Consider the following 26,999-nt stretch of genomic DNA (forward strand, 5'->3'; position numbering starts at 1 on the left):
TGGTGCGTAGTTCGGCCTCTCGGATATGGAATTCATCACAGTGCGGCTGGGCCGCGGTGCACCTGACCTGCGGCCGAGTCCGCGTCAGCGAATGCGTCGTCCGCGTTACCGCAGCGCTCGCTTCGCTCGTTCCGCGATGCCTCGGACATGGTCCCTGAGTTCCGTCGGTTCGTGCACCCGGAACTCCGCGCCGAGGGCGAGCAGGCGCTGAGCCAGCCATTCGGGGGAGTCGTCGCGGTCGCAGTCCATGGCGCAGCTGGTGGTATCGACGGCGGTGATGTCGCCGGGGGCGTCGCCGAGTCGGCCCGCGACCCGCGATAAAGGTGCGTCGATGGTGACGCGGACCCGCAGTGTCGGCGTGCCCCAATCGGTGCGGCGCCCCGCGACGTAGGCGGCCGGATCGTCGGCGGGCAGGGCTCGTGGGGCGAAGCGGGCGCCGGTCGGCCGGGCGCCATCGACTCGGTCCACCCGGAACATCCGCCAGCCTTCGCGATCGAGGTCGTAGCCGACGAGGTACCAGCGTCGCCGGGACGGGACGAGCCCCGCCGGCTCGGCATGACGTGTGGTCACCGCTCCGGAACCGTCGCGGTAGCCGAAGCGCACCCGCTCGGTATTGGTCACCGCGACGGCCAGCGCCGTAAGTATCTCGGCGTCCACGCCGGGATCCTCGCCCGACGGCGGCACCAGCGCAGTTCCGAGCACCCGAACCCGGCGCCGCAGTTTCGCCGGCAGCACCTGTTCGAGTTTGGCCAGCGCGCGCACCGACGCCTCCTCGATCCCGGTGATGGCCGAACCGGCGGCAGCCCGCAGTCCGACCGCCAGCGCGACCGCCTCCTCGTCGTCGACCAGTAGCGGCGGCATGGCGGCACCGGCGACCAGCCGATAACCACCGGCCGCGCCCATGCTCGCCTCGACGGGATATCCGAGCTCGCGCAGCCGCTCGATATCGCGGCGCACCGTGCGGCCGGTGACGCCGAGCCGTTCGGCCAGTTCGCTGCCCGGCCATTCCCGTGGTGTCTGTAGCAGCGACAGCAGCCGCAGCAGCCGTTCCGGAGTGTCGTTCATATCTTCAGGATTCCCGAGAAGTAGGACCTGATTGGTCCTATTTGCCTTCTAGCGTAATTCTCGGATCGACACCGACCCGACAGGAGACACTGATGACTTTCCCGATTCGCCCCTTCCGGATCGACATCCCGCAGGCCGATATCGACGACCTGCACGAGCGGCTGGCCCGCACTCGGTGGACCGCGCATCAGCTACCGGGGCAGGGTTGGGAGCGCGGTGTGCCGCTGGACCATCTGAAGGAGCTGGCCGAGTACTGGCGCACCGAATTCGACTGGCGCGCCCAGGAAGCGGCGTTGAACGATTTCCCGCAGTTTCTCACCGAAATCGATGGTCTGGACATGCATTTCGTACATGTCCGCTCGGCTGATCCGGATGCGATCCCGCTGATCCTGACCCACGGCTGGCCGAACTCCTTCGTCGAGTTCAGCAAGACGATCGGCCCGCTCACCGACCCGCGAGCGCACGGATTCGAGGGCGCGCAACCCTTCCATGTCGTGGTGCCGTCGGTGCCAGGCTTCACCTTCTCTGCCGCGCCCACCGAGACCGGGATGACGACAGCGCGGGTGGCCGGCATGTGGGTGACGCTGATGGAGCGCCTCGGCTACGAGCGTTACGGCGTCCAGGGCGGTGACCTCGGTGCCTACATCGCGCCGGAGATAGCGATCGCGGCGCCGGATCGGGTGATCGGCGTCCACATCGACGGCGGCATCGGCATGCCGACCGCAGCGGATGTCCCGACGATGACCGAGGACGAACGCGCCGAATGGGACATGATGCAGCAGTGGATGACCGGAGTCGACCACCACGCGCTACTGCATGCGGCCCCGCAGACCTTCGCCCACGCCTGGACAGATTCGCCGGTCGGCCTACTGGCCTGGCTCGTGCACAAGTTCCACGAATTCGCGCCGTTGCCCGAGTACTCCGTCGACCGCGACCACCTGTTGACCAATATCGCGCTGTACTGGTTCACCGACACCGCAGGAACCTCGTCGTGGCCGATGTACAACGGGCTCGGTGAGGAAGGCTTCGCCTGGCCGAAGGGTCAGCGACTGGTGCCCACCGGGACCTACGGCGGCGGTTCGGCGCTGATGCGGCGGCTGGCGGACAAAGACAACGACATCGTGCACTGGCCGGAGGGGAACACGGGCAATCATTTTGTGGCCATGGAACAGCCGGGCGCCCATGTCGCCGATATCCGAGCGTTCTTCGACAAGGTCGCGCCGCGCGTGAGTCGGTGAATTCCCGCGGCAGTGCGATCCGAGGCGAGACCCGCTCAGTGACCGCCCTGAACCTGGGTACCCGCAGGCACCTGTGGCTTCGCGGGAGCGGTGGTCGCGGCAGGTGCCTGCGCCGGAGCCGGTGCGGCCTCGGGCGCGGGTGGCGCGACCGCCTGGCCGGAGCCACCATCACCGGACTCGGCGGGTCCGGGAGCCGGGGTAGGTGCCGGAGCCGGGCTCTGCGCAGGCGGCGGCAACTGGACCGGCTGCTCGGCCACAGAGAACGTGCCGACGGTCGGCATCATGACACAGCGTGCACCGGGGTAGTCGATGGTGCCCCACATCGACGCCAACACCGTGCCCGGCCCGCTGTTCACGGTCTTGGCCAGCGCGGGCGTGCCGAGTTCGGTGCGCTCGTCGAGCATGTCGATACCGCTGGCGCCGTTGTTGATGTTCACCCAGGCCACCACCAGGCCCGAGGACAACGGGACGCCGGAATGGGCGGGGGTGGCGTGGAACATGAGGGTGCCCGGCGCGCTGTTGACGCCGATATTGGCGCTGGGGCCGTTCGCGGTGCCTGCGCCGATGATCGTGGTGACCAGGCCGTTGACGCCGCAGCCGAAGGTGGGCGCCGGGTAGGCGAAGGGTGCGAAGGCGCCGTTGATATCGCGCAGCTTCGCCACGTCGACCAGGTTGCTGTACTCACGCAGTGCACCGACGCCTGCCGTGACGGCCTTGTCGCCTTCGGCGCGGTCGGCGAGTGCGGTCAGGCCCTTCTCGACCGGAGTCGGCGCCGGATCGGCGGTGGCCGTCGCGGTGAGCGTCAACACGGCGCCGACTCCCAGGGAAGCCGCGGCCGCGGTCACGCGTGCGATGGTTCTGCCGTTCACTGACTCAACTCCCTCGATCACGACCATGGGGCGACCCGCGCCCCGTGCAGCAACGTACCAGGGCTCCGACCGATCTGCCGGGGTTGCTCCGCCGCTCGCGCAGATCAGGGCATCGGGACGTGGGGGTGCGTGTCGCGCGGATGTGATCCACTCGACAATGCAGGATTACCGGGGGGTAGTTTGGTCTGGGAGATACGAGACACGCAGGGAGATGCGTATGAAACTAGCCCTTTCCCCCGACGACGTCGCCTTCCGCGACGAACTGCGCAAGTTCTATCGAAACGAGATCCCCGCCGACATCCGTGACCGGGTCAAATACGGCCACGAGCTGTCACGCGAGGACATCGTCACCGCGCACAAGGCCCTCAACGACAACGGCCTCGCCGTACCCAACTGGCCGGTGGCCTGGGGCGGCAAGGACTGGACGCCGATGCAGCGCCACATCTGGCAGGACGAGATGCAGCTGGCCTGTGTGCCGGAGCCGCTGACGTTCAACGCCCAGATGGTCGGACCGGTGATCGCCCACTTCGGTTCCGAAGAGCTCAAGCAGCGCTTCCTGCCGCCGACCGCCGCGCTCGACATCTGGTGGTGCCAGGGCTTCTCCGAACCCGACGCGGGCTCGGACCTGGCCTCGCTGCGCACCACCGCGGTGCGCGACGGCGATTCCTACATCGTCAACGGCCAGAAGATCTGGACCACGCTGGCCCAGTACGCCGACTGGATCTTCTGTCTGGTCCGTACCGACCCGAACGCACCGAAGAAGCAGGCCGGTATCTCGTTCCTGCTCTTCGATGTGAAGTCGCCCGGTGTCACCATCCGCCCGATCAAGCTGATCGATGGCGGCTACGAGGTGAACGAGGTGTTCTTCGAGAACGTCCGCGTCCCCGCCGATCAGCTGGTCGGTGAGGAGAACATGGGCTGGACCTACGCGAAGTTCCTGCTCGGCAACGAGCGCACCGGCATCACCGGCGTGGGTAGGACCAAGGTCAAGATCGGTGTGGCCAAGGAATACGCGGCCGCCACGCGGTCCGGTTCGGGAACCCTGCTCGACGATCCGCTGTTCGCCGCGCGGGTGGCCGAACTGGAGAACGAACTGCTGGCGCTGGAGCTGACGCAGCTGCGCGTGATCTCCAACTCCTCGGACGGCAAGCCCAACCCCGCATCCTCGGTGCTGAAACTGCGTGGTTCGGAACTGCAGCAGGCGGCCACCGAACTGTTGCTCGATATCGCAGGCCCCGACGCTCTGCCCGTCGGTGCGGACGATATCGCCTCGCCCGGCTGGGCGCAGCGCAGTGGCCCCAGCTACCTGAACTATCGCAAGACAACCATCTATGGAGGTTCGAGCGAGGTGCAGCGCACCATCATCGCCTCCACGATCCTCGGATTGTGAGGCGACACCATGGATTTCGATCTCACCGATGAACAGGTCATGCTGCGTGACACCGTCCGCGAACTGCTGGCCCGCACCTACGATGCCGAAACCCGGCTGAAGGTCACCGAGACCGAGCTCGGCTGGAGCCGCGAGGTGTGGCGTCAGCTGGCCGAACTCGGGGTACTCGGGCTGAGCTTCACCGAGGAAGACGGCGGCATGGGCGCAGGCCCGGTGGAAACCATGCTGGTGCTCGAAGAGGTCGGGCGCAGGCTGGCGCCGGAACCGATTCTGGACGCGGTGCTCGTGCCCGGCGGGCTGGTAGCCGCAGCAGGCACGGCCGATCAGCGTCAGCGGATCCTGCCCGAGCTGGCCGCGGGCAACAAGCTGCTCGCCTTCGCACACGCCGAACCGGGTATCCGCTGGCCGTCGGCCGAGATCACCACGCGCGCGGTGCCGCAGGGCGAGACGTATGTGCTCGCGGGTGTGAAGAACCCTGTCGCACACGGTGATTGCGCGGACGAGTTCGTGGTCAGCGCGACGCTGCCGGACGGTGGTGTCGGGTTGTTCCTGGTCGCGGCCGATGCGAAGGGCGTGAACCGCACCTCCTACGCGACGGTCGACGGACAGCGCGGTGCTCAGCTCGAACTCGATTCCGCGCCGGCCGAGCTGCTCGGCGACAACGCTGATTCCTCCGAGGCGGTGCGCTCGGTGCTCGCGCAGGCGCACGCGGGCCTGTGTGCCGAATCCATCGGCGCCATGGAGGAAGCGCTGCGATTGACCACCGAATACCTGAAGACGCGCAAGCAGTTCGGGGTCACCCTGTCGAAGTTCCAGACGCTGACCCAGCGTGCCGCCAACATGTATGTGTCGCTGGAGCTGGCGCGCAGCATGAGCCTGTATGCCACGGCGTCGCTGGCCGACGGCAAGGACGACGCGGTGACGGTGTCGCGGGCCCGACTACAGGTGGGCCGCTCGGCGCGCCACGTCGGCCAGGAGGCGATCCAGATGCACGGCGGTATCGGCGTCACGGCCGAATATCCGGTGGGCCACTACGTCGCCCGTCTTACTGCCATCGAGCGCACGCTCGGCGGCGGGCTCGAGCACCTGAACGTGCTCGCGTCGCAGGTGGGCAACTATGAGCTGCCGGAGCTGTAGGTAGCGGTGCTGTAGAACGGCCCCAGCGTCACCGCTGGGGCCGTTCGCTGTTCAACGGGCCGGCTCGGAGGTGCGGCTATGACGCCCGGTCGTCCGCGGATGCTCTCGAGCGTTGTCTCGTGGATCGGCGGCACGCGTGCGCAGCCCGTATCGACCGGGTCAGTATTCGCCTTCAGGAGACGGCGTCGGGACCAGCTGCGGTGCGCGCGGAGTCGGTTCCGGAAGTTCGGTGTAGGCGGGCCGGGTGGTCGGCCGGGTGTAGGTGCTCGTCTCCGGATCGGCCGTTTCCTGATCGGCCGTTTCCGGTTCGTAGGTCGGCAGCGGGCGCGTGGTTCGGGCCGGGCGAGTGGTGGGAGCCGTGGTCGGCTCCCAGTCCTCGGTGGTGACGGGCGGTTCCGTCGTCGTGGTCCGCTGGGCCGGGCGGGGGCGGCGGGTAGTGGTTTCGGAGTCGGAGTCGACACCCTCGGTCGAATCCTCGTCGCGGGCCTCGGTGGTCCAGTGCGCGGGCAGGGTGCGCCGCGGTGCTGGTACGGGCGCGATCCGCCAGGTGGGCGACGGCGGAATGACCACCTTCGACGCGGTGATGGTCGTGCCCTCGACGACGGGTGCCGGTGCATGGGACCCGGAACGGATCGGCGGCGGTGCCACGTAGGTGTCATCACGTCCGACACCGCAGGCGCCGATGAGGACCAAGCCGAGGGAGACGGCACCGACGGCCGCCACCGGACCGACGATTTTCGCCCTGCTGCTCTCCATCGGTGATGCTCCTGGGTAAGTACGAGTCGCGCTCACCCTAGACGAGGGCGACTGTCCGGGCCAGATGCTGGTACGGGTTGCGACTGTGCGCCGGTAGCGGGTCTGTCACTGCGCGCTGATTCTGAAACGTAATTAGCTCAGATAACGAACCGATCTCCTCGGCGTGTCGCACGCCCGGGTGCGGCACAATTCGCTGGTTGCGGCCGTAGCGTGTGTGATGCAAGTTACGCGTGAGACGCCTGAAACCTGGATGAGAGCGCATCGAGCGGTTGGCGCGCACGGAATTACTCGGATCGGCGTCATCGAGGAGTAGATGATGGGAGCTTCTTCGACCACCCCACTGACCGCCGCGGCCGCTTCGGCCACGGCACCGTCGCCGAATCTCGGCGATGCGCGTTCACGTGCCGTACCCGCCGTCGTGTCGCGGGTGCTGGCCTGGGTGTTCTTCATCGGTGGACTCGTCGGTGCGATTCTCGGCATCGCGGGTCTGCACGTCGAAATCACCGTCGCCGGACTCATTCTGGCCTGCACCACCGGCCTGATTCTGCTCAAACTGCGAGCCGAGACCACGGGTTCCGCAGCCGCGAGCTGACCGGCCGCCCCGCTGAAAAGGCCGGGTATGCAACAGGCTCGGCTGTCTAGCCTGTGTAGATGGATATCGAGACCACCAGCGATGCTGCCCGGTTCCGTGATCGTGCCGGTGCGGTTCTGCACCGTGATCCCCTGCGGCACACGGTGATCGCCACGACCGTCAACAACATCGTCTCCGGGCTGGACAGCCCGAAGACGACGCCGGTCTTCGTCTCGGCGCACAACGGCTCCGGGGTCACCGGTATCGCCATGCGGGCGGGTCATCGCGATGTCTACCTCGGCGCGCTCTCGCCGGATCTCATTCCCGCCGTCACCGACACTTTCGCCGCTTCGTCGCCGGAGGCCACCGGAGTGGAGGGCATCACCTCGGTCGCTACCGCATTCGCCGAGCGCTGGTGCGAGGCGCTCGGTGGTGACTGCCGGCCGGCTTTCGCCACCACCCTGTACCGGCTGGAGGAACTCGTCGTGCCGACCGTGCCGGGATATGCCCGGCAAGCCGGGGAAGCGGACCTGGACCTATGTATGTCGTGGATGACGGCCATGCGGGTCGAAACCGGCATACCCGCGGGCCCACCATCGGCCGACGCGGTGCGTAAACGCATCGTCGCGGGTTCGTGGTGGTTGTGGGAAGACCGCGGCGAACCCGTCAGCCTCGTCGCCCGGCAGCTCGCCTCCTTCGGCTGGGCGCGTATCGGCCCTGTCTTCACCCCGCCCGTCGCGCGGGGTCGTGGTTACGCGAGCGCGCTCACCGCTCATGTCTCGCAGGTGATCCGGGCCGAATCCGCCGACGTCTGCCTGTTCGCCGATACCGACAATGCGCTTACCAACCGCCTCTACCGTGGGCTGGGCTTCCTGCCGGTCGAGAACTGCACCGCCTACGAGTTCCGGAACCGATCCGAGTAGGCCCGTTCGGTGGGGCCTCGATGCGAAGGTTCGCGGCATGTCGCGATTCGCCGACGCCGACCCGACGCCGAACGTTGGCCGGTCGTTCCCCGCTCAGCAACCCGCCAGCCCCATGGTGAAAGCAGGTTTCCCAACGGTGGTGGTGGCGCAGAATGAGGGCGGTTGCGAGACCGCTAGGACCTGTGATCACTGCATTGTCCGCGGCGTCGGTCGCGCACGCTCGAGAGGTTTGCAGTATGGGATCGGTCGCTGTCGGTAGCGATGTTGTTGCCGTGGAGCATGTTTCCGTGCCGTCTGTTGCGGCGGTCACTCTGGCCGATCTGCCGCTGCGCGACAGTCTGCGTGGGCATACGCCCTACGGTGCGCCACAACCGGTCGTTGCGGTGCGGTTGAACACCAATGAGAGCCCGCATCCGCCATCGGAGGCGATGATCGACGATCTCATGGCATCGATCCGCGCCGTGGCCACCGAGCTGCACCGCTACCCCGACCGCGACGCAGTCGCGCTGCGCGGCGATCTCGCCGCCTACGTGGCACGGCAGACCGGTGTCGAGGTGGATGCAGGCAATGTCTGGGCGGCCAACGGCTCCAACGAGATTCTGCAGCAGGTCCTGCTCGCTTTCGGAGGTCCCGGACGCCGTGCGCTCGGTGTCGCACCCGCCTATTCGATGTATCGCATCGCTGCCGAATGCCTCGCTACCGAATGGATATCGGTCGCGGGCGGGGCGGATTCCTCGCTCGATATCGAGCACACCCTGGACCAGATCATCGAGCACCGCCCGGACATCGTGTTCGTGACCATTCCGAATAACCCCACCGGCGCGCTCCTCGGGCACGCGGATCTGGAGCGCTTGCTGCGCAGTGCGCCGGGACTGGTGGTCGTGGACGAGGCCTACGCCGAGTTTTCCGCTGCGCCCAGCGCTATCGGCCTCCTCGAGAAGTACCCGGCGAAGTTAGTGGTCACGAGGACGTTGAGCAAGGCGCTGGCTTTGGCGGGCGCTCGCGTGGGGTACCTGGTCGCCACCCCGGCCGTCATCGAGGCGGTTCTGCTGGTGCGCTTGCCCTACCACCTGTCGACCCTCACACAGACCGCTGCGCGAGTGGCGCTGCGGCATACCGATGAAACGCTGGTCCGGGCCGCAACGGTGGTCTCCGAACGAGCGCGGGTAGCGAAGTCTCTGCGGGACATCGGTTTCCGGGTTCACGACAGTGAAGCCAATTTCCTGGTCTTCGGATCGTTTTCCGACGCACCCCGAACCTGGCAGCGCTATCTCGAACACGATGTTCTGATCCGAGATGTCGGAATACCGCAGAACCTGCGTGTCACGATCGGCACCCCGGAAGAAAACGATCGCTTCCTCGAGGTCAGCGCCCGGCTGCGGGCCTCGGAATCGGCGTGAGCCGAGGGTGTGGTTGACCGGGCCCGAGGAGCCGGATCCGGCCCTGGTGGTTGCAGTCGAGGCCCGAACGATGTGGTCTCGATCGCACCGGCCCCACCGATGTCGCAGGTCAACCTCAGGTCTGGCGCCGAGTCATCCGCGAGGAGGATGCTCCACGTTTGCGACCTCGCTACCTTGGGTAAAAGGTCGGGCCTGATGAGGAGGAATTTGTGAACATCATCGATCTCGGATCGTCGGCATTGAACCTGGCGAACACGGTGACATCCCTCGCCGCCAACGTCACGTATCTGCTGCAAGCCTGGGGGCTGCTGTAATCAGCTAGTCGCTGAGACGACCGCCGTCGCCGTCGACCCGGCTGGGCCGGCGGTATCTCGGGGGCCGGCCACCTGAAAATCAGCATCGGGTAACAAAACCCGGCCCGACGAAGCGCTGCACCACCTCGCGCTCGGTGGCCGCGTCGGGGAGGGGCCAGGTGAGAAGCGATAGAACTACGCGGACGATCCATTGGGCGGCTTCGTCGTCGGTGGTGCCGGTGAGGGTGGCGGCGATTCGCGACAGGACCGGGGATGCGGTGAGGTAGTCGCCGCCGCCGGTGGAGCGGGTGGCCATCCAGCGGGACAGAACGGGGTCGGCGCGGATGGCGGCTACCGAGGCCAGGATGGCTTCGACCACGCGGCGGGGGCCGGTGTGCCTGCCGACCGCGGCGGCGACGCGGTCGCTGACGGTCGCCGCCGATTTCGTGAGTACGGCGTCGACGAGCGCGGACTTACCGCCGACGTGGCGGTAGAGGGTGGCGCGGGAGCAGCCGGCGCGGGCGGCCACCTCGTCGACGCCGACATTGTCGATTCCGCGTTCGAGGAACAGTTCGGTGGCGGCGGATTCGATGCGGGCGACGGCGGCGGCTCGGCGGTCGCCACCAGTGAGCCAGTCTTCGCGTTGTTGCGCCATGCAGTCGACTCCTGATGAGGGCTGGTGTCTCAGCATGAGACGTATTCATAGATTTGTACACCCTGAATTTCCAGGTGTGGTGGGCATATGTGCGAGTTCGGTCTCCACTCGCCCGTCAGCGGCTGTCTCGGGGTGAGACCTCTGTTGACGGGGGTGTCGGCCAAGGCGCAGCGTCGGATCCGGTAACGGATTCGAGGACGGGAGTGCGCGATGGCAGCGGCACCGAGCGATATCGACATTTTCGGCCCGGCGTTCCTGGACGACCCGTATCCGACCTATCGGATGCTGGGCGAGCAGGCGCCGGTGTGGCGGGTGCCGGGCACCGACTTCTTCTTGGTGTCGACCTGGGACTTGGTGACCGAGGCGGCCACCAGGGCCGACGACTTCTCATCGAACCTGACCGGCGTCATGATCCACCAGGCGGACGGTGCGCCGCTCGTGTTCGATATGGACGGCGGCGGCCAGGCCGTGCACGTGCTGGCCACCGCCGACGATCCCGTGCACGCCGCGCATCGCAAGCTGGTTTTCCCTTTCATCGGCAGGCGAATTCGCGAACTCGGCCCATTGGTGGACGGGATGGTCGACCGGATCTGGCGTGCGGAGCTGCGCGGTGACCGGATCGACTTCGCGACCGGCATGGCCGACCGGCTGCCGCTCGGCGTGGTCGCCGACCTGATCGGTCTGCCACAGCAGGACGTGCCACAGCTACTCGCCTGGGCTTACGACAGCACCGAGATGCTGGGCGGCATCGTGCCGGAAGGTCGCCTCGCCCAGCTGGTCGGCTCGGCGGCCGAACTCGCGGGCTATCTGCATCAACAATTCGCCGCCGCTCTGTCGACGACCGACGACACGGTCACCAGCCTTCTCGCCGTGCTCGCCAGTGCCTGTCGAGGCGGTGACCTCGACGCGGACGTGGCGGTGCTGATCCTGTTGCAGCTGGTCGGCGCGGGCGGCGAATCGACTGCCGGGCTGATCGCCAATTCGGCCCGAATCCTGGCCTGCCGCACTGATCTGCAGCACCGGCTGCGCGCCGAGACCGCGTTGATTCCGCCGTTTCTCGACGAGGTGCTGCGGGTGGAGTCGCCGTTCCGCGGTCATCACCGCCACATCACCCGGGATACGACGCTTGGCGATATCGACCTGCCCGCGGGTGGCCACCTCCTGCTGCTGTGGGGCGCGGCCAACCGAGACCCGCGCATATTCACCGACCCGGACACCATCGATCTGGACCGCCGCAACGGCCGCACCACCCTCGCCTTCGGCAAAGGTGCGCACTACTGCGTCGGCGCGGCCCTGGCGCGCATGGAAGCCCTGGCCGCGATCACCACGCTGCTGGCGTGCACCACCGAATTCGAACTGGCAGAAGACGATCCACCACAGTGGGTTCCGAGCTTGTTCGTGCGCAGGCACGCCACCCTTCCGCTGGTGGTCCGGACGCGTTGAGCCGCCGGCGCGGGGCGGCGCCACGCGAGATCCGGAGCCCGGCCCGGGTCGGTGTGCCGTCCGGCGCAGGTCGGCGCGCGATCCGGCCTGCACGGTGCCCAGATCGCCGCGCCCGCCGACCGCCCCGGCTACGGTGAGACAGTCGGCCCGTGGGCCGTGCCCGCTCAGAGAGGAGAGATCGTGCCGCAGAACGTCCGAGGTGTCATCGCCCGTCGATCGGGTGCTCCGGTGGAGCTCGTCACGATTGTGATCCCGGATCCGGGGCCCAACGACGTGGTGGTGCGGGTGCAGGCCTGCGGGGTGTGCCACACCGACCTCACCTACCGCGACGGTGGGATCAACGACGAATTCCCGTTCCTGCTCGGGCACGAGGCGGCAGGCATCGTGGAGACGGTCGGAGAGGCCGTCACGCATGTCGAGGTCGGCGATTTCGTGGTGCTGAACTGGCGGGCGGTCTGCGGGCAGTGCCGCGCGTGTAAGCGTGGCAAGCCCTGGTACTGCTTCGACACCTTCAATGCCAGCACGCCGATGACGCTCGAGGACGGCACCGCGCTCGCCCCAGCGCTCGGTATCGGCGCGTTCGCGGACAAGACGCTGGTGCATGAGGGCCAGTGCACGAAGGTCGACCCGGACACCGATCCGGCAGTCGCGGGCCTGCTCGGCTGTGGCGTGATGGCGGGGCTCGGCGCCGCGATGAACACCGGCAATGTGGGGCGTGGCGATTCGGTGGCGGTCATCGGCTGTGGCGGTGTCGGCGATGCGGCGATCGCGGGTGCGCGGCTGGCTGGTGCGACGACGATCATCGCGGTCGATCGTGACGCCGGCAAGCTCGAATGGGCGCTCGAACTGGGCGCCACCCACACCATCGATGCCTCCAGCACCGATGCGGTGGCCGAGATCCAGGCACTCACCGGCGGTTTCGGTGCGGATGTGGTGATCGACGCGGTCGGGCGACCGGAGACCTGGAAGCAGGCCTTCTATGCCCGCGACCTGGCGGGAACGGTGGTACTGGTCGGCGTGCCCACCCCGGATATGACCCTCGAGATGCCGCTGATCGACTTCTTCAGCCGCGGCGGCGCCCTGAAATCCTCCTGGTACGGCGACTGCTTGCCCGAGCGTGATTTTCCGACCCTGATCGAGCTGTACCGGCAGGGTCGGTTGCCGCTGGAGAAGTTCGTCACCGAGCGGATCGGTCTCGACGCCGTGGAAGACGCCTTCCACACCATGCACGGCGGCAAGGTGCTGCGTTCGGTGGTCGTGCTGTGACTCGCGTCGACAGGGTCGTCACGTCGGGCCAGTTCTGCCTGGACGGAGGCTGCTGGGACGTGGACAACAACATCTGGCTGGTCGGCGATGACACCGAGGTGCTGATCATCGATGCCGCCCACGACGCGCGCCCGATCCTGGACGCGGTGGCGGGCAGGCGGGTCACCGCGATCGTCTGCACCCACGCGCACAACGATCACGTCACCGTCGCACCGCAACTATCGGCCGCCACCGGCGCCCCGCTCTACCTGCATCCGGATGACGACGTGCTCTGGCAGCAGACCCATCCGGGCATCGAGTACTCCGCGCTGAGCGACGGGCAGCAGCTCACCGGCGGCTCTGCCCACCTCGAGGTCATCCACACACCGGGCCATTCCCCGGGTTCCTGCTGCCTCTACCTGCCCGAACTCGGCGAACTGTTCAGCGGCGACACCCTTTTCGAGGGCGGACCGGGTGCCACCGGGCGGTCCTACTCGGACTACCCGACCATCCTGGCGTCCATCAACGATCGGCTGTTCCCGCTGCCGGGGGAGACGGTGGTGCACACCGGGCACGGGCCGGACACCACTCTGGTGGCCGAGCGAGCCAACGTTCCCAGCTCGGCCTGAATCGTAGGGCGATCGGCGTGCGCTCAGACGAGGGCCGTGCGCTATAGGTCTCCACCTTGCGTGGAGAGTATGCATTTCGTAGGGTTACAGCCTACGTAATGCATACTCCAAGGAGATGGGTATGACTTCACGACAGGCTGCTCCGCTGCCGCCGGATTTGGGGCGGGCACCACTTCGGACCATCCGGCCACAGGACGCCACGGAAGTATTTGCCCATCCCCGTCCCGAGTTCGCGCGGCTCGCTGAGCGTGGTGTTTTGCACCGGGTGGCGCGTGGCTACTACGTGGTGGTCCCCCAGGAGTATGTCGGCCGTTCTTGGATACCAAGCTTGGAGGCCGTGTCGGCAGGTATCGCCTCGACTATCTATGGTCCGGATCGGGCCGTTCTGATGGGGGTCACTGCCGCCCGTGTGCTCGGGGCGATACCCCGCGGACTGGCTACCGGGGTAGTCGCAGTTCCCAGCCAACATCGGACGATAGCGCTCACCGACCGCCCCGCCACGGTTCGGTTCGTCCGACGAGATACCGATGCACTCGACGCAGAGCGCATCGAGACTCCTCTCGGATCCGCATTGACGACCACGCGTGAGCAGACCGTGCTGGATCTCGCGCGACGCCCGGAGCTCGGCAATGCAGGAGCAGATGTGCCCACCGCCGTCGCGACTCTCTACCAGAGCAGCGATCTCGTGCGACTTGCGCAACTCGCCGCCGAGCAGAACTTGACGGCGGCGCTTCGGCGCGCCGAAGACTGGGCTGGGATGCGGTCGTGAATATCGACGAACGAGACACTGTCGCGGCTGTATTCGGGGTGTCGCCAGAACAAGTCGAACGGGACCATCTCATCTCCCATATCCTCGCGGTGATCAGCGACCGATTTGGCGACCGCCTCCATTTCATCGGCGGAACCGCACTCGCCCGCACTCACCTCCCGCAGGGGAGACTCAGCGAAGACATCGATCTTGTCGCGGTCGGAAACAGGACTGCGCTCGCGCGGGAACTCGATGCCGCGCTGCCACGCGCTGTCGCGCGACAGTACGGTCGGCTCGAGTGGACGCCGTCCCTCAGTGATGTCCCCGATACCATCGCTGCCAGCCTTCGCTCTGTAAGTGGACTGAATGTCAAGGTCCAACTGCTGTCGTCGCATGATCGCATCCTGTGGCCGACTGAACGCCGCCGTCTCGAACAGCGCTATCAGGACGTCGCGGCGGCCGCACTGCTTGTGCCGACGCTATCTGCCTTTGCGGCAGGGAAGACCGCGACTTGGCACGACCGTCGCGCACCACGCGATCTGTGGGACTTGTGGGCACTTGCGCGCATCGGAGCGATCGATGACGCGGCAGGGAATCTGTATCGGCGCTATGGGCCGACCAATAAACTGCCCGGTTCCCACCTGTTCGAACGGCCACCCGATCTTCATGACTGGAATTCGCAGCTGGCTGGTCAAACTCGGCTTACAGTGACGGCCGAGACCGCACTGAAGACGGTTCGTCAGGCATGGGCACACATCAGCGGAGGCGGTGGTGAGAACCGGCAGGCGTAGCGCTTTCACCCCAGACTTACGTTGGTGTTGCGATGGCCTCTGATTCCCCGGTCGGGCGAGCCGCTTCGGTCGATACCCGGCTGACCCGCACCCACGTGTTGTTCACCGCCGCCGCTCCTGAGAGCGGGTCGGTGAGCGCGGGGTCGTGCAGGAGATTGACATTGACGCCGGGCTGGGCGGCGGCGACGGACCAGCCGACTCCGGGTTCACCGTGGCCCCAGCCGTGCGGGATGGCGACCACGCCGGGGCGGATGTCGTCGCTGATCTCGACCGGCAGTGTGATCGCGCCGACGGGGGAGGCGACTGTGGCCGAATCGCCGTCGGCGAGACCGCGTTCGGTGGCGTCGTCGGGGTGGATCAGCACGGTGCAGCGGTCGCGGCCCTTCATCATCGACGGGATGTTGTGCAGCCACGAGTTGTTGCTGCGCAGGTGGCGGCGGCCGATGAGCTTGAGGTCGAAGCCCTCACCCGGTGCGGTGAGCGCACGTCCGGCGTCCGCGTCCTCCAGGATCTGCCGGACTTCGGCCAGGAAATCGGGCGGCGCCACCTGCACCTTGCGGTCTGGTGTGCCGATGAGTTCGTGCAGGCGCGGGCGCAGTGGGCCCAGATCGATCCCGCCGGGTGCCTCGCGAATCCGCTTGATCGTCAGCCCTTTCCGGCCCTTGCGCAGCATGCCGTAGGGGCCGGTGGCGACGGCCGCCGCGGTCAGACGCAGCGGGCTGATTCGGGCGAGCACACCGTCGACAGCTCGACCGGTGATTCGGCGCGCGGGCAGTGGCACCACTTCGGTGACCAGTCGCGCCAGTATCTGCCAATCCTCGAGAGCACCGGCGGACGGCTCGAAGACCTTGGCGTCGTAGCGGGCGTTGTTGCGCACGCTGAACACCGGGAACAGGATGTTGAGCTCTTCGCGCTCCAGCGGCGAGACCGGCGGCAGGATGATGTCGGCGTGCCGCGTGGTCTCGGTGATGTACATGTCGACAGCGACGTAGAAGTCGAGCGAGGACAGTGCCGCGTCCAGCCGGCCGCTCTGCGGTGTCGACAGCACCGGGTTCCCGGCGTAGGTGATCATCGCCTTGATCTGGCCGGGGCCCTCGGTGAGGATGTCCTCGGCCAGCACACCGACGGGTAGTTCGCTGCGGAACGATTTGTGCGCACCGGATCGGTCGGTCCACGCGCCGTGTCCCATCGGCAGGTGTTTGACGTAGCGGGCGGCGTCGACGGGCGGGGTGGCGAACATCTGGCCGCCGGCCCGGTCCAGATTGCCGGTGACGGCGTTGATCGTATTCACCAGCCAGTGCGTCAGCGTGCCGGTCACCTGCTGGCACACCCCGATCCTGGCGTAGAGCACCGCGGACGGTGCGGCCGCGTGCTCGCGAGCCAGCCGCCGGATGGTGTCCGAGTCGACGCCCGCGTGCGGCGCCATCCGCTCCGGTGTCAGGTCGGCGACCAGGCGGCGCAACGGCTCCCAGTCGGCGCACTGTTCGCGCACCGCGCGTTCGTCGTACAGCCCTTCGGTGACCAGCACATGCAGCATCCCCAGCAGCAGGTACACATCACCGCCAGGCGCTACCGCAACATGCTCGTCGGCCAGGCGTGCGGTCTCGGTGCGCCGCGGGTCGATGACGACGACGGTGCCGCCGCGACCGCGCACGTCCCGGATCCGCTGTTTGGCGCCCGGCATGGTGGTGATCGAACCGTTCGACACGGCCGGGTTGGCGCCGAGAATTACCAGGCGGTCGGTGCGGTCGATATCGGTCACCGGCATGAGCGCGTTGGATCCGAACATCCGCCAGGCCGCGAATTCCTGCGGGAACTGGTCGATCGAGGAGGCGGTGAAGAAGTTGCGGGTGAGCAGCGCGGCACGCAACAGTGCCCCGTAGAGCACCGAGGAACTGTGCGCGGCCGGGTTGCCCATGTACATGCCGATGGCGCTTGGTCCGTGTGCGGTGCGAATCGCCCGTAGCCGCTGCCCGATCTCGCGGAAGGCCTCCTCCCAGCCGATCGGTTCGAACCTGTCGCCGACGCGCCGGACCGGGGTGCGTAACCGGTCGGGGTCGTGGTGCAGCCCGCCCATCGCGGTCGCCTTGGGACAGATATAGCCCTTCGACAGCACGTCATCGCGGTTGCCCTCGATGCGGGTGACGCGTTCGTCCTCGACCGTGACCAGAATCCCGCAGTGTGCCTCGCACAGCGTGCACTGTCGTGCAACAGTCCTCGTGCTCATCGTTCCCGCCCCTTCCGTCCGACTACCTGCTCCACGCTAACGGGCGAAGCCACTCGGCATAACCGACTACGGTCGGATTTCTCGACGGTTCGAGGCGGTCACCGAGGTTCGAGTACTACGACCGGAATCCGGCGCTCGGTCCACGACTGATAGCTGTCGAAATCGGCGTACAACTCCAGCAGCATCGGCCACAACCGCGCCCGTTCCGTGTCGTCGGCGGCATGGGCGCGCACCAGCCTGCGTTCGGTGCCGATCTGGACCGCGGCGTCGGGGTCGGCGAGCAGATTGCGGTACCACTGTGGATGATTCGGCAGCCCGCCCTGCGATGCGACGACGACGATGTCTGCGCCGTCGACCAGGAACACCAGCGGTGTGGTGAACAGCTTGCCGGATTTCCGCCCACGATGTTCCAGCAGCAGATTCGGCGCGGGCTTGCGAAAAGCAGCCCCGATCCGCCAATTCTTGCCGATTCGGCCACCGCTGCGTTTGTACAGCCACACATGCGCGCGCGACATGTACTTCATGATCTTCGGCACCAGCGGCGAATCGAGATTGGGTGGGCGTTTGTTCGGCACGTCGGTTCCGTTCCTGAGTGTCAGCGCAGGATGAGCAGCGCGGATGTTTCGATGCGGTCGGCGATTTCGGAGTACGAGCCGTAACCCATGCCCGCGCGTACCAGCGCGCCCGCGTACAGCAGCTCCAGCGATTCGACGACATCGTCGTCGGCGTCGGGGCCCAGCGCCCGCACGATCCGTTTGCGGATCTCGCCGCCGATCCGGCCGCGCAGATGCGCCACATCGGGGTCGCGGCCGAGCAGTGCGCTGGTCACCGCGCCCGATACCTGCTGCTCGTCGGCGACGAGCATGGCGATATTGCGGAGTTCGGCGACCACCCGGACCTTGGTGTCCGGGTCGTCGCTGACCGGCGACGGTGAGGCCGCAAGCCGCCGCCAGAAGATCTCGGCGACCAGATGTTCCTTCGACGAGAAATAGGTGTACGCGGTGGCCGTGCCGACCCCCGCCGCCGCCGCGACCATCCGGATGGTCATCCCGGCGAATCCCTCGCGCGCGAGTACCTCCACCGCCGCCTTGGTCAGCTTGTCGACGGTGTCGGCCTGCTTCTCGGTGAGGCGACGCCTGGTCGCCTCGAGGATGATGGAATCGCCTTCGGACATGTGTCTGGATACTACATTCTCAGCTCTTGGCCGCGGCGATGCCCGCGCGGCGCCCGTAGAAGCTGCCGTCGCCGAGCGAGGCCCCGCTGACGTAGCCGCCCGCGCAGATGCCCGAGGTGCAGCGTCCGGCGGCGAACAGTCCGGCGATGGGTTCGCCGTCGACGTGCAGCACCCGGCTGTCCAGGTCGGTCCGCAGGCCACCGAGGGTGAATCCCGCGGTGAATCCCCGCATATCGAAGCCCGCGACCGGGCCGTCGATCGGCGTCACCCACTCGGCCTTCTTACCGAGCACCGGATCGGAGCCCTCGGCGGCGTGGGTGTTGTACACCTGCACCGTCGAGGTCAATGCTCCAGCGGGCAAACCCATCTCGGCTTCGAGTTCGGCGACCGACTCGGCAGCCCAGGTGGGCGGCTGCCGGAAGAACGGCGTCGAGGTCTCGGTGGTCAGCGCCTGCTCGTAGGCGGCCTCGCCGATGACCAGGTAGGCCTGATTGTCCTGTTGGATCAGGGTGGCCTGGCCGATGCGGCCCGGATAGGTGTCCTCGGCGATATAACGTTGACCGCGCCCGTTGACGAGGATGCCGCGCGCGAGCATCTGCGGATCGCCGAAGAACGCCACCTCGGTGGCATCCATATGCGCCAGTTCGGCGCCGAGCGCCTGCGCCACCCGGATACCGATGCCGTCGTGCTCCTCGATGGCGGCGGCGGGCCGTCCGATCAACCGTGGTGCGTACCCCTCGATCATCTGCTTCTGGTAGGCGAAGCTACCGGTAGCAAGCACCACACCGCGGTCGGCTCGAATCGCGACCTGCTGTCCGTATCGTTTGGCGATCACGCCGACCACCCGGTCACCGTCGACGACGAGGCGCTGGATGCGCATGTCGTATTCGACGCCGACACCGAGCTTTTCGGCCGTCTCGGCCAGCGGCTTCATGAGCATGTAGCCGCCACCCTTCTCCCCGGTGCGCTTATCGGCCATCTGCGGGACGTGGCCGCGCGGGGCGGGGTCGGCGATGGTGTTGAACGGCGCCGCGTTCTCACCGCCGGTGTACATCAGGCCTTCGTCGTGCGGCGGCTCCCAGCCGGGTTCGGCCCAGAACGCCTCCCGGAACGGCACCCCACACGAGACCAGCCATTCGTAGTGCTCGACGCTGCCGTCGCAGTAGTCGGCGATCTTGCCGCGGTCCGCGCCCGGCCCGAGCGCGGCGAGCAGGAACTTCGCCATGTTCTCCGGGGTGTCGTCGAAGCCGAGCGCCTGCTGCAACGGGGTGCCACCGCCGAGGTAGATGAACCCGCCCGCCAGCGCCGCCGCGCCGCCCCATCCACCGGTGCGTTCCAGGATCAGCACGCTCGCGTCGGCGCGGGCGGCTTCGATGGCCGCACAAACGCCCGCGATGCCGTATCCGGCGACGACGACGTCTGCGGTGTAATCCCAGCTCGCCACCTCGCCGACCGGCAGCGGGCGGACAGTGGTCGGCGTGGTGTCAGCCATGATGTGTGCTCCTCACAAGTCGTGTTCGCGGGTTCGCGGCGGTCGGCCTGCTCACCCGGATGGAACCGATGTCCGAACGCAGTGGTGGGTGCGCGCCGAGCGCGGTGTGGACAGTGCCGATTCCAGTCATGGTGTGGACCCGTACCGATCTTGTCCAGGGTGTGTCCCGCTCTGTGGCCCGGTGGCGGCGGTGCTCATGGCTTCGGCGATTCGGCGGACGACGCTTCCTTCTCCCGTTTCTCGCGCGCCGCCTTTTTCTGCTGCCCGACGATCGTGCTGATCGAGATGTCGAGCTTGCTGCCCGTCGGCCAGCCGATGTAATGGCACAGGAACAGCGCGATCTCGTGCAGCTGCTCCTCGGTGAGTTCACCGTTGCGCAGTGCGGCGCCGATCTGGATGGCGGCGGTATCCATCAGGCCCTGGCCGGCGAGGGCGCCGAGCAGGACGAGCCGGCGGTCCCGGATGCTCAAGCCCGGCCGAGACCAGACGTTGGCGAACAGGTGATCGGCCGTCATCGCGAAATGATCGCCGGGGTACTCCTGGAACGGAGTGCCGTACACCTCCTCCATCTTCGCCAGGCCGCGCTCGCGCACGGTGGGTTCGGTGCCGTTTGCCTCACTCATCAGTTCTCCTTCTCTGCGTCGGTGGCCGCCGGGTCGTTCGCAGGCACACCGAGCCCCGGTCCCAGATGCTCGCGGGCCAGCCCGGCCAGGGGCAGGTCGACACCGAGCCGCGCGCCCAGATCCAATGCCAGGGACAGATCTTTGTCGCCGAGATCGCGGACGTGGCGCATGATCGGCAGCCAGAAATCGCCGTCGGCGATCGGCCTGGTGCGATCACGCAGCATGATCGCGCCGGGACCGCCGGTCACGGCGTCGGAATGGCGGACGACCTTGCCCAGCGTGGTGATATCGAGCCCGGCCGCCTCGGCCAGCCGCTGGGCCTCGGTGACCGCGGTGAACGCGACGAAATGCAGTAGGTTGCGCGCCAGCTTCATTCGGGTGCCCGCACCCACCGGGCCCGCGTGCACGATGAGATCGCCGAAACAGCCGAACGGTTCGCGGATCCGGGCGAACGCCGCCGCGCTGCCGCCGACCATCACCGCGAGCGCACCCCGCCCGGCACCGGGCGCACCGCCGCTGACAGGGGCGTCGACCAATTCGACGCCATGCTCGGCGCACCGGGCGGCCAAGTCGACCGCGGTCGAATCGCTGATCGTCGAATGGACGGCGATGATCGTGCCGGATACCGCGGTTTCCAGCAAGCCACCCGGACCGGTAACCACCTGACGAACCTGCGCGTCGTCGACGACGGTCACCGAGATCACCGCGCATTTCTCGGCGAGCTCGGCGGCCGAGGTCGCGGACTCCGCGCCCGCATCGACGAACGGCACGAGCGCTTCCGCACGGGTATCGCACACGGTGAGCCCGCCCGGCCATTCGAGCAGCTGCTTGGCCATCGGGGCGCCCATGCTCCCCAAGCCGATGAAACCGATCCGGAAACCGGCCGACGCGCTACTCACGACCGGAACACCTGCCCGCCGTCGATATTGAAGATCTGCCCGGTCACCCAGCTCGCCTCGTCCGACAGCAGATACAGGCAGGCGCCGACCAGGTCCTGCGGGGTGCCCATCCGCTTGAGCGGCAGCCGCTTGATCATGTCCTCGACGATGACACCCGGCGTCACCGTTTTGGTGGCTTCGGTATCGATCGGGCCGGGAGCGATGGCATTGATCCGGATCTTCGAACCACCCAGCTCGAACGACAGCTGCTGCGTCAGCCCATTGATGCCCACCTTCGCCAGGCCGTAGAAGCCCGAGTACACCCAAGCGGCGGTGGAGGATTGGTTGACGATCGACCCGCCGCCGCGCGCGGCCATATGCTGCCAGACCGCCCGCGTCATGATCAGCGCACCGTTGAGGTTGACGTTCATGAACCGCTGGTAGTAGTCCCACGGCACGGTGAGCAGCAGGTCGAGCTTCATATCGCCGTAGATGGCGGCATTGTTGATCAGATGATCGATGCCGCCGAATTCGGCGACGGTGAATTCGGCCAGCGCCGCGGCGGATTCGGGATCGGAGACGTCGACCTCGGCGAAGACCGCCTTGCCGCCGTCGGCGACGATCTTCTCCGCGACGGCGGTGCCGAGCTCGGTATTGCGGTCGGCGACCACGACGTTCGCGCCTTCGGCGGCCAATGCCTGCGCGTAGGCGGCGCCGATGCCGCGGGCGGCTCCGGTGACGATGGCCGACTTTCCGGTGAAACGGACCATGATGCGAGCTCCTGAGGGATGGTGGTGGGCGATCAGCTGGGGCGGGCGGTGGCGATGAGCTTGGTCTCCAGGTATTCCTCGAACCCGGCGACGCCCATTTCCCGGCCGATGCCGGACTGCTTGTATCCGCCGAACGGTGCGTCGGCCGCGTACCAGACGCCGTTGTTGACGCTCAGCGTTCCGGTGCGCACGCCGTCGGTGACGCGCCGGATCCGTTCCGGATCGGTGCCCCAGACCGCGCCGGACAGGCCGTAGGGGGAATCGTTGGCGAGGCGGATGGCGTCGTCGTCGCCGTCGTGCGGGATCACCACGAGTACCGGGCCGAAGATCTCCTCGGTGGCGACCGTGGCGTCGGGTGCGATATCGGCGATCAGCGTCGGTTCGATGAAGTAGCCGCGATCTCGTCCGGGCGGGCGCCCGCCGCCGACCACGATGCGCCCGCCCTCGTCACGGGCGATCGCGAGATAGCGTTCGACGCGGTCGCGTTGCCGCGCGGAGATGAGTGGGCCGCAGACGGTGCCGGGTGCGGTCGGATCGCCGGGGGCGATACTGCCCATGGTCGCCGCCGCGACCTGGATCGCCTGGTCATAGGCGGCGCGGGGGACCAGCAGCCGGGTCGTGAGCGCACAGCCCTGCCCGGCGTGCACGCATACCGAGAACGCCGCGACGCCCACGGCCGCGTTGATATCGGCGTCGTCGAGCACGATGAACGCCGATTTGCCGCCCAGCTCGAGGAAGGTCTTCTTGATGGTGGCCGCGGCCGCGGTCATCACCGCGCGGCCGGTGGCGGTGGAGCCGGTGAAGCTGACCATGTCCACCCGCGGATCGCCGGTCAACTGGGCGCCGAGGCCGTGATCATCGGAGGTCACGATATTCACCACGCCGGCCGGGATATCGGTGTGCTCGGCAATGATCCGGCCGACCGCCGCGGCGCACCACGGGGTATCCGGTGCCGGTTTGAGCACGACGGTATTGCCCGCCGCCAGTGCCGGGCCGAGCTTGGCGAAGTTGATCTGATGCGGGAAATTCCACGGGGTGATCGCGCCGACCACCCCGGTGGCCTCACGCCGCAGCACCCGATGGCTGCTGATCCCCATCGGCGCGGCGATACCGAGATCGGTTTCCCAGCTGTAGGTCTCGGCCAGTTTCGCCGCGAAATCCAGGTCGGCGATCGGACCCTCCAACTGCGGTCCGCGGGTGAACATGATCGGTGCGCCCGCCTCCGCGACGGTGATCTCACGCAGCGGCTCGACGTGTTCCTGCAATGCGGTGCGCAGCTGGGTGAGGCAGTGCGCGCGGAAGGCGTGATCGCGGGACCAATCGGTGTCGTCGAAGGCGCGCCTGGCGGCGGCGATGGCCGCGTCCATATCGGCGGCGTCGGCGTTGGCGGCGTGCCCGAGCACTTCTTCGGTCGCGGGATTCACGGTGCTGAAGACGCCGGCGCCGCCCTCGGTGATCAGCGTTCCGCCGATCAGCGCGGGGCCGCCGGTGGACAGCAGACTGTTCATGGCTGACTCCGTAAGTGTCTGGACAGGTGTACGGAATATAGTCCGGCTTCTTTCGGTTAGGCAAGAACTTGTTCTAGAGCGGGCGGGGGTTGCCCAGGGGTGTCGCGGTCGTGGCGCCAACTCTGCGCGGCATCGGAAATTCTTCGGAAAATGGCCATCGTGCTGGATAAACAGCGCGAATCGTTGTCGGCGAGACGGGACGCTGGTACCGTCCAGACACATGTCCAGCTATGTGTCTCTACCGCACGGTGGCGGCCGGATCTCCGGTAAGAACTGGTTGCTGAATGCGAGGTGGGTGCGATGACGACCGCGTCGGTGGAACCACTGATCTTCGATCCCTACGACTACGGCTTCCACGAAGATCCCTACCCCGTCTATCAGCGGCTGCGCACCGAGTCGCCGCTGTACTACAACCCCGATCTGGATTTCTGGGCGTTGTCGAGGCACGCGGATGTCTTCGCTGGTTTCCGTGATGCCACCCGCCTGTCCAGCGCCAACGGGGTGTCGCTTGATCCCGCCGCATGGGGGCCGCACGCACATCACGTGATGTCGTTCCTGGCCATGGATGATCCGCGGCATATGCGGATGCGCAGGCTGGTGTTCAAGGGTTTCACGCCGAAGCGGGTCGCCGAGATGTCCGACCGCATCCGCGAGCTCACCCTCGAACATCTGGAACCGGCGTTCGCGGGCGAGGAATTCGACTGGATCGAGGATTTCGCGGGCAAGCTGCCGATGGACGTCATCTCCGAAATGCTCGGTGTGCCCGTCGCGGACCGCGCCGAGATCCGCAGGCTCGCCGATCTGGTGGTGCACCGCGAGGACGGTGTCCTGGATGTGCCGATGGGCGCGATCGAGGCCTCGGTCGCGCTCATCGGCTACTACACCGAGATGGTCGCGCAGCGGCGCCGCCAACCCGTCGACGACCTCACCTCGGCACTGCTCGACGCCGAGATCGAGGGCGATCGGCTGACCGATCAGGAAATCATCGGCTTCATGTTCCTGATGGTCGTGGCAGGCAACGAGACCACCACCAAGCTGCTCGGCAACGCGCTGTACTGGGGTGCGCACAATCCGGGGGAGTACTCCAAGGTCGTCGCCGACCCGGGGCTGGTCACCGACTGGGTGGAGGAGACGCTGCGCTACGACACTTCCAGCCAGATCGTCGCGCGCACCGCGACCGTCGATATCCCGCGGCACGGCGGTGTCATCCCGGCCGGCGCGAAGGTGCTGCTGGTGATCGGTTCGGCCAATCGCGATTCCGCGGTGTTCGAGGACGGCGACGATTACCGCATCGAACGCACCGACAAGGGTTCGCTGGTGAGTTTCGGTGCGGGCGTGCACTTCTGCCTCGGCGCCCATCTGGCGCGGCTGGAAGCCTGCGTCGCACTGGAGGAATTCGCCGCAAGGACCCGGGCCTACGAAGTGCACGCCGCCGGTGTGGAACGGGTGCATTCGACGAACGTGCGCGGGTTCGCCCGGCTACCGATTTCGGTGCGAGCCCGATGAGAGACCACGCAGCGCTCGTTCGCTCCGATCAGACCACGAGACAGGAGGTGCGCTGATGCCGCGCTTCGAACCCCACCCCGCCCGGCGACCCGCCCTGATCGCGGGCGCGTCCTCCGGCATCGGCGCCGCCACCGCGATCGCATTGGCCGAACTCGGCCACCCGGTGACGCTCGGCGCCCGTCGCGTCGAACTATGTGAAGAGCTGGCCGGGAAGATCCGGGCCGACGGCGGCGAGGCCATCGCGCAGCGACTCGACGTCACCGACACCGCCTCGGTCGACGAATTCGTCCAGGCCGGCGAACACGCGCACGGACCGGCCGAGATCATGGTGTCCGGTGCGGGCGATATCGACTTCGCACTGGTCGAGGAGATGGACCCGGAGCGGTTCGCCCAGCAGGTTCAGGTCCATCTGATCGGTGCGCATCGGCTGGTGCATCGCGTGCTGCCGGGGATGGTCGAACGTCAACGGGGCGATCTGGTGCTGATCACCTCCGACTGCGCGCCCGCGCCGCGGCCGCGTACGGGTGCCTACAGCGCCGCCAAAGCCGGGTTGGAGAACATGGTCACCCAATTGCAGATGGAGTTGGAGGGCAGCGGCATCCGCGCCTCCATGGTCCGTCCGGGTCCGACGCTCACCGGCATGGGTATGAATTCGACGCCTGAGGTGGTCGGCCCGCTGCTCGAGGACTGGAAGGACTGGGGTTTCGCCCGGCACCCGTACATGCTGCGCGCGTCCGATCTGGCCGCCGCGGTGGTGGCGGTGGTGTCCACGCCGCGCGGCTCGCACCTGGTGTCGGTCGAGGTTCAGCCAGAAGCGCCGCTGCGGGAACGGCGCACCGCGAACCGCGAACCAGAAGGAGGCAGGCGGTGAGAATCCGGGTGGATCTGGATCTGTGCCAGGGGCATGCGGTCTGCCAGGACGAAGCCCCCGAGGTGTTCACGGTGCCCAAACGCGGGCAGGTGGAAATCCTGGACGAGACCCCGGATGCCGCCGCCCGTCCCGATATCGAACGGGCAGTGCGTTACTGCCCGACCCAGGCGTTGTCGATCGTCGACGACGCGGACTCCGATTCCGCGCCGAGCGGAGCCGGGACATCGCAGGAAGGTAGACGATGATGGCAGGTTTCGACCGCGCGGAACTCGACGAGATGGTGCGGCGCTGGGTGGAGGCGAACCGGGACTGCGAGGACAAAGGTGACTGGGCGCCGCTGGCCGAGATGTACACCGAGGACGCCACCTACGGCTGGAACTACGGCCCCACCCAGGAATTCATGGCGGTCGGGCGCGACGAGATCCGTGATCTGGCGTTGGTGCAGGAAATGCAGGGGCTGGAGGGGTGGACCTATCCGTACCAGGAATTCGTCATCGATGAACGCTCCGGCAACGTCATCGGCCTGTGGAAGCAGCTCGCGGAAGCGACGAGGGAGGACGGCCGCCATTACAGTCCGGAAGGCATCGGCGGCAGCTGGTTCCGATACGGTGGCGATTTCCGATGGTCCTGGCAGCGTGACTTCTTCGATTTCGGCAATGTGTCGAACCTGTTCGTGGAGATGATCCAGCAGAACGCGCTGACCGACGGCATGCAGAAACGCATCCAGCGTTCGGTGTCGGGCGAGCCGTTGCCGGGCTGGTACCGCATCGGCGAATCCCCTGTCCCGCTGTGGTGAT

At 67.3% G+C, this 26,999-nt stretch carries 27 protein-coding genes; 15 read left to right on the forward strand and 12 right to left on the reverse strand.

Annotated features, from left to right (window positions below):
* Nucleotides 1-105 precede the first annotated feature (105 nt).
* The gene (locus ACFXNW_RS16655) at nucleotides 106-1,065 is read right to left on the reverse strand and encodes a helix-turn-helix transcriptional regulator (protein WP_379418545.1); all 960 of its coding nucleotides are present in this window, start codon (nucleotides 1,063-1,065) and stop codon (nucleotides 106-108) included.
* A gap of 92 nt (nucleotides 1,066-1,157) precedes the next feature.
* Between ACFXNW_RS16655 and ACFXNW_RS16660 the strand changes: the two genes are divergently transcribed.
* A complete protein-coding gene (locus ACFXNW_RS16660; protein ID WP_379418546.1) occupies nucleotides 1,158-2,303 on the forward strand; it encodes an epoxide hydrolase family protein in 1,146 nt (381 codons plus the stop codon).
* Between the two features lie 35 nt (nucleotides 2,304-2,338).
* Here ACFXNW_RS16660 and ACFXNW_RS16665 read toward each other — a convergent pair whose 3' ends face one another.
* A complete protein-coding gene (locus ACFXNW_RS16665; protein WP_379418547.1) occupies nucleotides 2,339-3,172 on the reverse strand; it encodes a hypothetical protein in 834 nt (277 codons plus the stop codon).
* A gap of 217 nt (nucleotides 3,173-3,389) precedes the next feature.
* Between ACFXNW_RS16665 and ACFXNW_RS16670 the strand changes: the two genes are divergently transcribed.
* On the forward strand, nucleotides 3,390-4,562 hold the full coding sequence (locus tag ACFXNW_RS16670; RefSeq protein ID WP_379418548.1) for an acyl-CoA dehydrogenase family protein: 1,173 nt from the start codon (nucleotides 3,390-3,392) through the stop codon (nucleotides 4,560-4,562).
* A 9-nt stretch (nucleotides 4,563-4,571) separates the two neighbouring features.
* Complete coding sequence (locus ACFXNW_RS16675; RefSeq protein ID WP_379418549.1) at nucleotides 4,572-5,699, forward strand: acyl-CoA dehydrogenase family protein; 1,128 nt, start codon at nucleotides 4,572-4,574, stop codon at nucleotides 5,697-5,699.
* Between the two features lie 159 nt (nucleotides 5,700-5,858).
* Here ACFXNW_RS16675 and ACFXNW_RS16680 read toward each other — a convergent pair whose 3' ends face one another.
* The gene (locus ACFXNW_RS16680; protein WP_379418550.1) at nucleotides 5,859-6,455 is read right to left on the reverse strand and encodes a hypothetical protein; all 597 of its coding nucleotides are present in this window, start codon (nucleotides 6,453-6,455) and stop codon (nucleotides 5,859-5,861) included.
* A gap of 316 nt (nucleotides 6,456-6,771) precedes the next feature.
* On the opposite strand from ACFXNW_RS16680, the gene ACFXNW_RS16685 reads away from it, so the two are divergent.
* The 3 genes from ACFXNW_RS16685 (at nucleotide 6,772) to ACFXNW_RS16695 (ending at nucleotide 9,349) form a co-directional block, all read left to right on the forward strand.
* Nucleotides 6,772-7,047, forward strand: a complete 276-nt coding sequence (locus tag ACFXNW_RS16685; RefSeq protein WP_379418551.1) for a hypothetical protein — start codon at nucleotides 6,772-6,774, stop codon at nucleotides 7,045-7,047.
* A 59-nt stretch (nucleotides 7,048-7,106) separates the two neighbouring features.
* Nucleotides 7,107-7,949 carry a GNAT family N-acetyltransferase gene (locus ACFXNW_RS16690; protein WP_379418552.1) on the forward strand — a complete coding sequence of 281 codons (843 nt, stop codon included), beginning with the start codon at nucleotides 7,107-7,109 and terminating at the stop codon, nucleotides 7,947-7,949.
* A gap of 236 nt (nucleotides 7,950-8,185) precedes the next feature.
* Nucleotides 8,186-9,349, forward strand: a complete 1,164-nt coding sequence (locus ACFXNW_RS16695; protein ID WP_379418553.1) for a histidinol-phosphate transaminase — start codon at nucleotides 8,186-8,188, stop codon at nucleotides 9,347-9,349.
* 393 nt (nucleotides 9,350-9,742) lie between these two features.
* Here ACFXNW_RS16695 and ACFXNW_RS16700 read toward each other — a convergent pair whose 3' ends face one another.
* A complete protein-coding gene (locus ACFXNW_RS16700; protein WP_379418554.1) occupies nucleotides 9,743-10,297 on the reverse strand; it encodes a TetR/AcrR family transcriptional regulator in 555 nt (184 codons plus the stop codon).
* A gap of 210 nt (nucleotides 10,298-10,507) precedes the next feature.
* On the opposite strand from ACFXNW_RS16700, the gene ACFXNW_RS16705 reads away from it, so the two are divergent.
* The 5 genes from ACFXNW_RS16705 to ACFXNW_RS16725 all read left to right on the forward strand — a co-directional run bounded on the left by ACFXNW_RS16705 (nucleotide 10,508) and on the right by ACFXNW_RS16725 (nucleotide 15,153).
* Nucleotides 10,508-11,740, forward strand: coding sequence for a cytochrome P450 (locus tag ACFXNW_RS16705; RefSeq protein WP_379418555.1), 1,233 nt, complete (start codon nucleotides 10,508-10,510; stop codon nucleotides 11,738-11,740).
* 180 nt (nucleotides 11,741-11,920) lie between these two features.
* Nucleotides 11,921-13,006: an S-(hydroxymethyl)mycothiol dehydrogenase gene (locus tag ACFXNW_RS16710; RefSeq protein ID WP_379418556.1), complete on the forward strand. Its 1,086-nt coding sequence runs from the start codon at nucleotides 11,921-11,923 to the stop codon at nucleotides 13,004-13,006.
* Nucleotides 13,003-13,614 carry an MBL fold metallo-hydrolase gene (locus tag ACFXNW_RS16715; protein WP_379418557.1) on the forward strand — a complete coding sequence of 204 codons (612 nt, stop codon included), beginning with the start codon at nucleotides 13,003-13,005 and terminating at the stop codon, nucleotides 13,612-13,614. The genes ACFXNW_RS16710 and ACFXNW_RS16715 overlap by 4 nt, the downstream gene beginning before the upstream one ends.
* 388 nt (nucleotides 13,615-14,002) lie before the next feature.
* Nucleotides 14,003-14,383: a type IV toxin-antitoxin system AbiEi family antitoxin gene (locus ACFXNW_RS16720; RefSeq protein WP_379418673.1), complete on the forward strand. Its 381-nt coding sequence runs from the start codon at nucleotides 14,003-14,005 to the stop codon at nucleotides 14,381-14,383.
* Complete coding sequence (locus tag ACFXNW_RS16725; protein ID WP_379418558.1) at nucleotides 14,380-15,153, forward strand: nucleotidyl transferase AbiEii/AbiGii toxin family protein; 774 nt, start codon at nucleotides 14,380-14,382, stop codon at nucleotides 15,151-15,153. The genes ACFXNW_RS16720 and ACFXNW_RS16725 overlap by 4 nt, the downstream gene beginning before the upstream one ends.
* A gap of 16 nt (nucleotides 15,154-15,169) precedes the next feature.
* On the opposite strand, the gene ACFXNW_RS16730 is transcribed toward ACFXNW_RS16725, so the two are convergent.
* From ACFXNW_RS16730 to ACFXNW_RS16765, 8 genes are all read right to left on the reverse strand, one after another.
* A complete protein-coding gene (locus tag ACFXNW_RS16730) occupies nucleotides 15,170-17,380 on the reverse strand; it encodes a molybdopterin oxidoreductase family protein (protein WP_379418559.1) in 2,211 nt (736 codons plus the stop codon).
* A 98-nt stretch (nucleotides 17,381-17,478) separates the two neighbouring features.
* Nucleotides 17,479-17,955, reverse strand: coding sequence for a nitroreductase family deazaflavin-dependent oxidoreductase (locus ACFXNW_RS16735; protein WP_379418560.1), 477 nt, complete (start codon nucleotides 17,953-17,955; stop codon nucleotides 17,479-17,481).
* 20 nt (nucleotides 17,956-17,975) lie between these two features.
* A complete protein-coding gene (locus tag ACFXNW_RS16740) occupies nucleotides 17,976-18,554 on the reverse strand; it encodes a TetR/AcrR family transcriptional regulator (RefSeq protein WP_379418561.1) in 579 nt (192 codons plus the stop codon).
* 19 nt (nucleotides 18,555-18,573) lie between these two features.
* Nucleotides 18,574-20,046 (reverse strand): FAD-dependent oxidoreductase, encoded by a 1,473-nt coding sequence (locus ACFXNW_RS16745; protein ID WP_379418562.1) that lies wholly within the window; start codon nucleotides 20,044-20,046, stop codon nucleotides 18,574-18,576.
* Between the two features lie 194 nt (nucleotides 20,047-20,240).
* The gene (locus ACFXNW_RS16750; RefSeq protein WP_379418563.1) at nucleotides 20,241-20,669 is read right to left on the reverse strand and encodes a carboxymuconolactone decarboxylase family protein; all 429 of its coding nucleotides are present in this window, start codon (nucleotides 20,667-20,669) and stop codon (nucleotides 20,241-20,243) included.
* Nucleotides 20,669-21,568, reverse strand: a complete 900-nt coding sequence (locus ACFXNW_RS16755; protein WP_379418564.1) for an NAD(P)-dependent oxidoreductase — start codon at nucleotides 21,566-21,568, stop codon at nucleotides 20,669-20,671. The genes ACFXNW_RS16750 and ACFXNW_RS16755 overlap by 1 nt, the downstream gene beginning before the upstream one ends.
* Nucleotides 21,565-22,317, reverse strand: a complete 753-nt coding sequence (locus ACFXNW_RS16760; protein WP_379418565.1) for an SDR family oxidoreductase — start codon at nucleotides 22,315-22,317, stop codon at nucleotides 21,565-21,567. Before ACFXNW_RS16760 ends, ACFXNW_RS16755 begins: the two co-directional genes overlap by 4 nt.
* 32 nt (nucleotides 22,318-22,349) lie before the next feature.
* Entirely contained in the window at nucleotides 22,350-23,825 is a 1,476-nt protein-coding gene (locus ACFXNW_RS16765) for an aldehyde dehydrogenase (RefSeq protein ID WP_379418566.1), read from the reverse strand.
* A 300-nt stretch (nucleotides 23,826-24,125) separates the two neighbouring features.
* Between ACFXNW_RS16765 and ACFXNW_RS16770 the strand changes: the two genes are divergently transcribed.
* Genes ACFXNW_RS16770 through ACFXNW_RS16785 form a run of 4 tightly spaced genes read left to right on the forward strand, consistent with a single transcriptional unit; the run spans nucleotide 24,126 to nucleotide 26,998 of the window.
* On the forward strand, nucleotides 24,126-25,331 hold the full coding sequence (locus tag ACFXNW_RS16770) for a cytochrome P450 (protein WP_379418567.1): 1,206 nt from the start codon (nucleotides 24,126-24,128) through the stop codon (nucleotides 25,329-25,331).
* 55 nt (nucleotides 25,332-25,386) lie between these two features.
* The gene (locus tag ACFXNW_RS16775) at nucleotides 25,387-26,202 is read left to right on the forward strand and encodes an SDR family oxidoreductase (RefSeq protein WP_379418568.1); all 816 of its coding nucleotides are present in this window, start codon (nucleotides 25,387-25,389) and stop codon (nucleotides 26,200-26,202) included.
* Nucleotides 26,199-26,447 carry a ferredoxin gene (locus ACFXNW_RS16780; RefSeq protein ID WP_379418569.1) on the forward strand — a complete coding sequence of 83 codons (249 nt, stop codon included), beginning with the start codon at nucleotides 26,199-26,201 and terminating at the stop codon, nucleotides 26,445-26,447. The genes ACFXNW_RS16775 and ACFXNW_RS16780 overlap by 4 nt, the downstream gene beginning before the upstream one ends.
* Nucleotides 26,447-26,998 carry a nuclear transport factor 2 family protein gene (locus tag ACFXNW_RS16785; protein WP_379418674.1) on the forward strand — a complete coding sequence of 184 codons (552 nt, stop codon included), beginning with the start codon at nucleotides 26,447-26,449 and terminating at the stop codon, nucleotides 26,996-26,998. Before ACFXNW_RS16780 ends, ACFXNW_RS16785 begins: the two co-directional genes overlap by 1 nt.
* Nucleotide 26,999: the final 1 nt, after the last annotated feature.

The sequence above is a fragment of the Nocardia sp. NPDC059180 genome, from assembly GCF_042754945.1.
Lineage (GTDB): Bacteria > Actinomycetota > Actinomycetes > Mycobacteriales > Mycobacteriaceae > Nocardia.

Excerpts from the sequence above, each read along its gene's own strand:
- ACFXNW_RS16775 (WP_379418568.1), top strand. The coding sequence starts at position 25,387 with ATGCCGCGCTTCGAACCCCACCCCGCCCGGCGACCCGCCCTGATCGCG.
- ACFXNW_RS16700 (WP_379418554.1), bottom strand. The coding sequence starts at position 10,297 with ATGGCGCAACAACGCGAAGACTGGCTCACTGGTGGCGACCGCCGAGCC.
- ACFXNW_RS16685 (WP_379418551.1), top strand. The coding sequence starts at position 6,772 with ATGGGAGCTTCTTCGACCACCCCACTGACCGCCGCGGCCGCTTCGGCC.
- ACFXNW_RS16760 (WP_379418565.1), bottom strand. The coding sequence starts at position 22,317 with ATGGTCCGTTTCACCGGAAAGTCGGCCATCGTCACCGGAGCCGCCCGC.
- ACFXNW_RS16655 (WP_379418545.1), bottom strand. The coding sequence starts at position 1,065 with ATGAACGACACTCCGGAACGGCTGCTGCGGCTGCTGTCGCTGCTACAG.
- ACFXNW_RS16765 (WP_379418566.1), bottom strand. The coding sequence starts at position 23,825 with ATGAACAGTCTGCTGTCCACCGGCGGCCCCGCGCTGATCGGCGGAACG.
- ACFXNW_RS16750 (WP_379418563.1), bottom strand. The coding sequence starts at position 20,669 with ATGAGTGAGGCAAACGGCACCGAACCCACCGTGCGCGAGCGCGGCCTG.
- ACFXNW_RS16660 (WP_379418546.1), top strand. The coding sequence starts at position 1,158 with ATGACTTTCCCGATTCGCCCCTTCCGGATCGACATCCCGCAGGCCGAT.
- ACFXNW_RS16745 (WP_379418562.1), bottom strand. The coding sequence starts at position 20,046 with ATGGCTGACACCACGCCGACCACTGTCCGCCCGCTGCCGGTCGGCGAG.
- ACFXNW_RS16785 (WP_379418674.1), top strand. The coding sequence starts at position 26,447 with ATGGCAGGTTTCGACCGCGCGGAACTCGACGAGATGGTGCGGCGCTGG.
- ACFXNW_RS16720 (WP_379418673.1), top strand. The coding sequence starts at position 14,003 with ATGGGGGTCACTGCCGCCCGTGTGCTCGGGGCGATACCCCGCGGACTG.
- ACFXNW_RS16705 (WP_379418555.1), top strand. The coding sequence starts at position 10,508 with ATGGCAGCGGCACCGAGCGATATCGACATTTTCGGCCCGGCGTTCCTG.
- ACFXNW_RS16690 (WP_379418552.1), top strand. The coding sequence starts at position 7,107 with ATGGATATCGAGACCACCAGCGATGCTGCCCGGTTCCGTGATCGTGCC.
- ACFXNW_RS16680 (WP_379418550.1), bottom strand. The coding sequence starts at position 6,455 with ATGGAGAGCAGCAGGGCGAAAATCGTCGGTCCGGTGGCGGCCGTCGGT.
- ACFXNW_RS16770 (WP_379418567.1), top strand. The coding sequence starts at position 24,126 with ATGACGACCGCGTCGGTGGAACCACTGATCTTCGATCCCTACGACTAC.
- ACFXNW_RS16695 (WP_379418553.1), top strand. The coding sequence starts at position 8,186 with ATGGGATCGGTCGCTGTCGGTAGCGATGTTGTTGCCGTGGAGCATGTT.
- ACFXNW_RS16730 (WP_379418559.1), bottom strand. The coding sequence starts at position 17,380 with ATGAGCACGAGGACTGTTGCACGACAGTGCACGCTGTGCGAGGCACAC.
- ACFXNW_RS16675 (WP_379418549.1), top strand. The coding sequence starts at position 4,572 with ATGGATTTCGATCTCACCGATGAACAGGTCATGCTGCGTGACACCGTC.
- ACFXNW_RS16670 (WP_379418548.1), top strand. The coding sequence starts at position 3,390 with ATGAAACTAGCCCTTTCCCCCGACGACGTCGCCTTCCGCGACGAACTG.
- ACFXNW_RS16740 (WP_379418561.1), bottom strand. The coding sequence starts at position 18,554 with ATGTCCGAAGGCGATTCCATCATCCTCGAGGCGACCAGGCGTCGCCTC.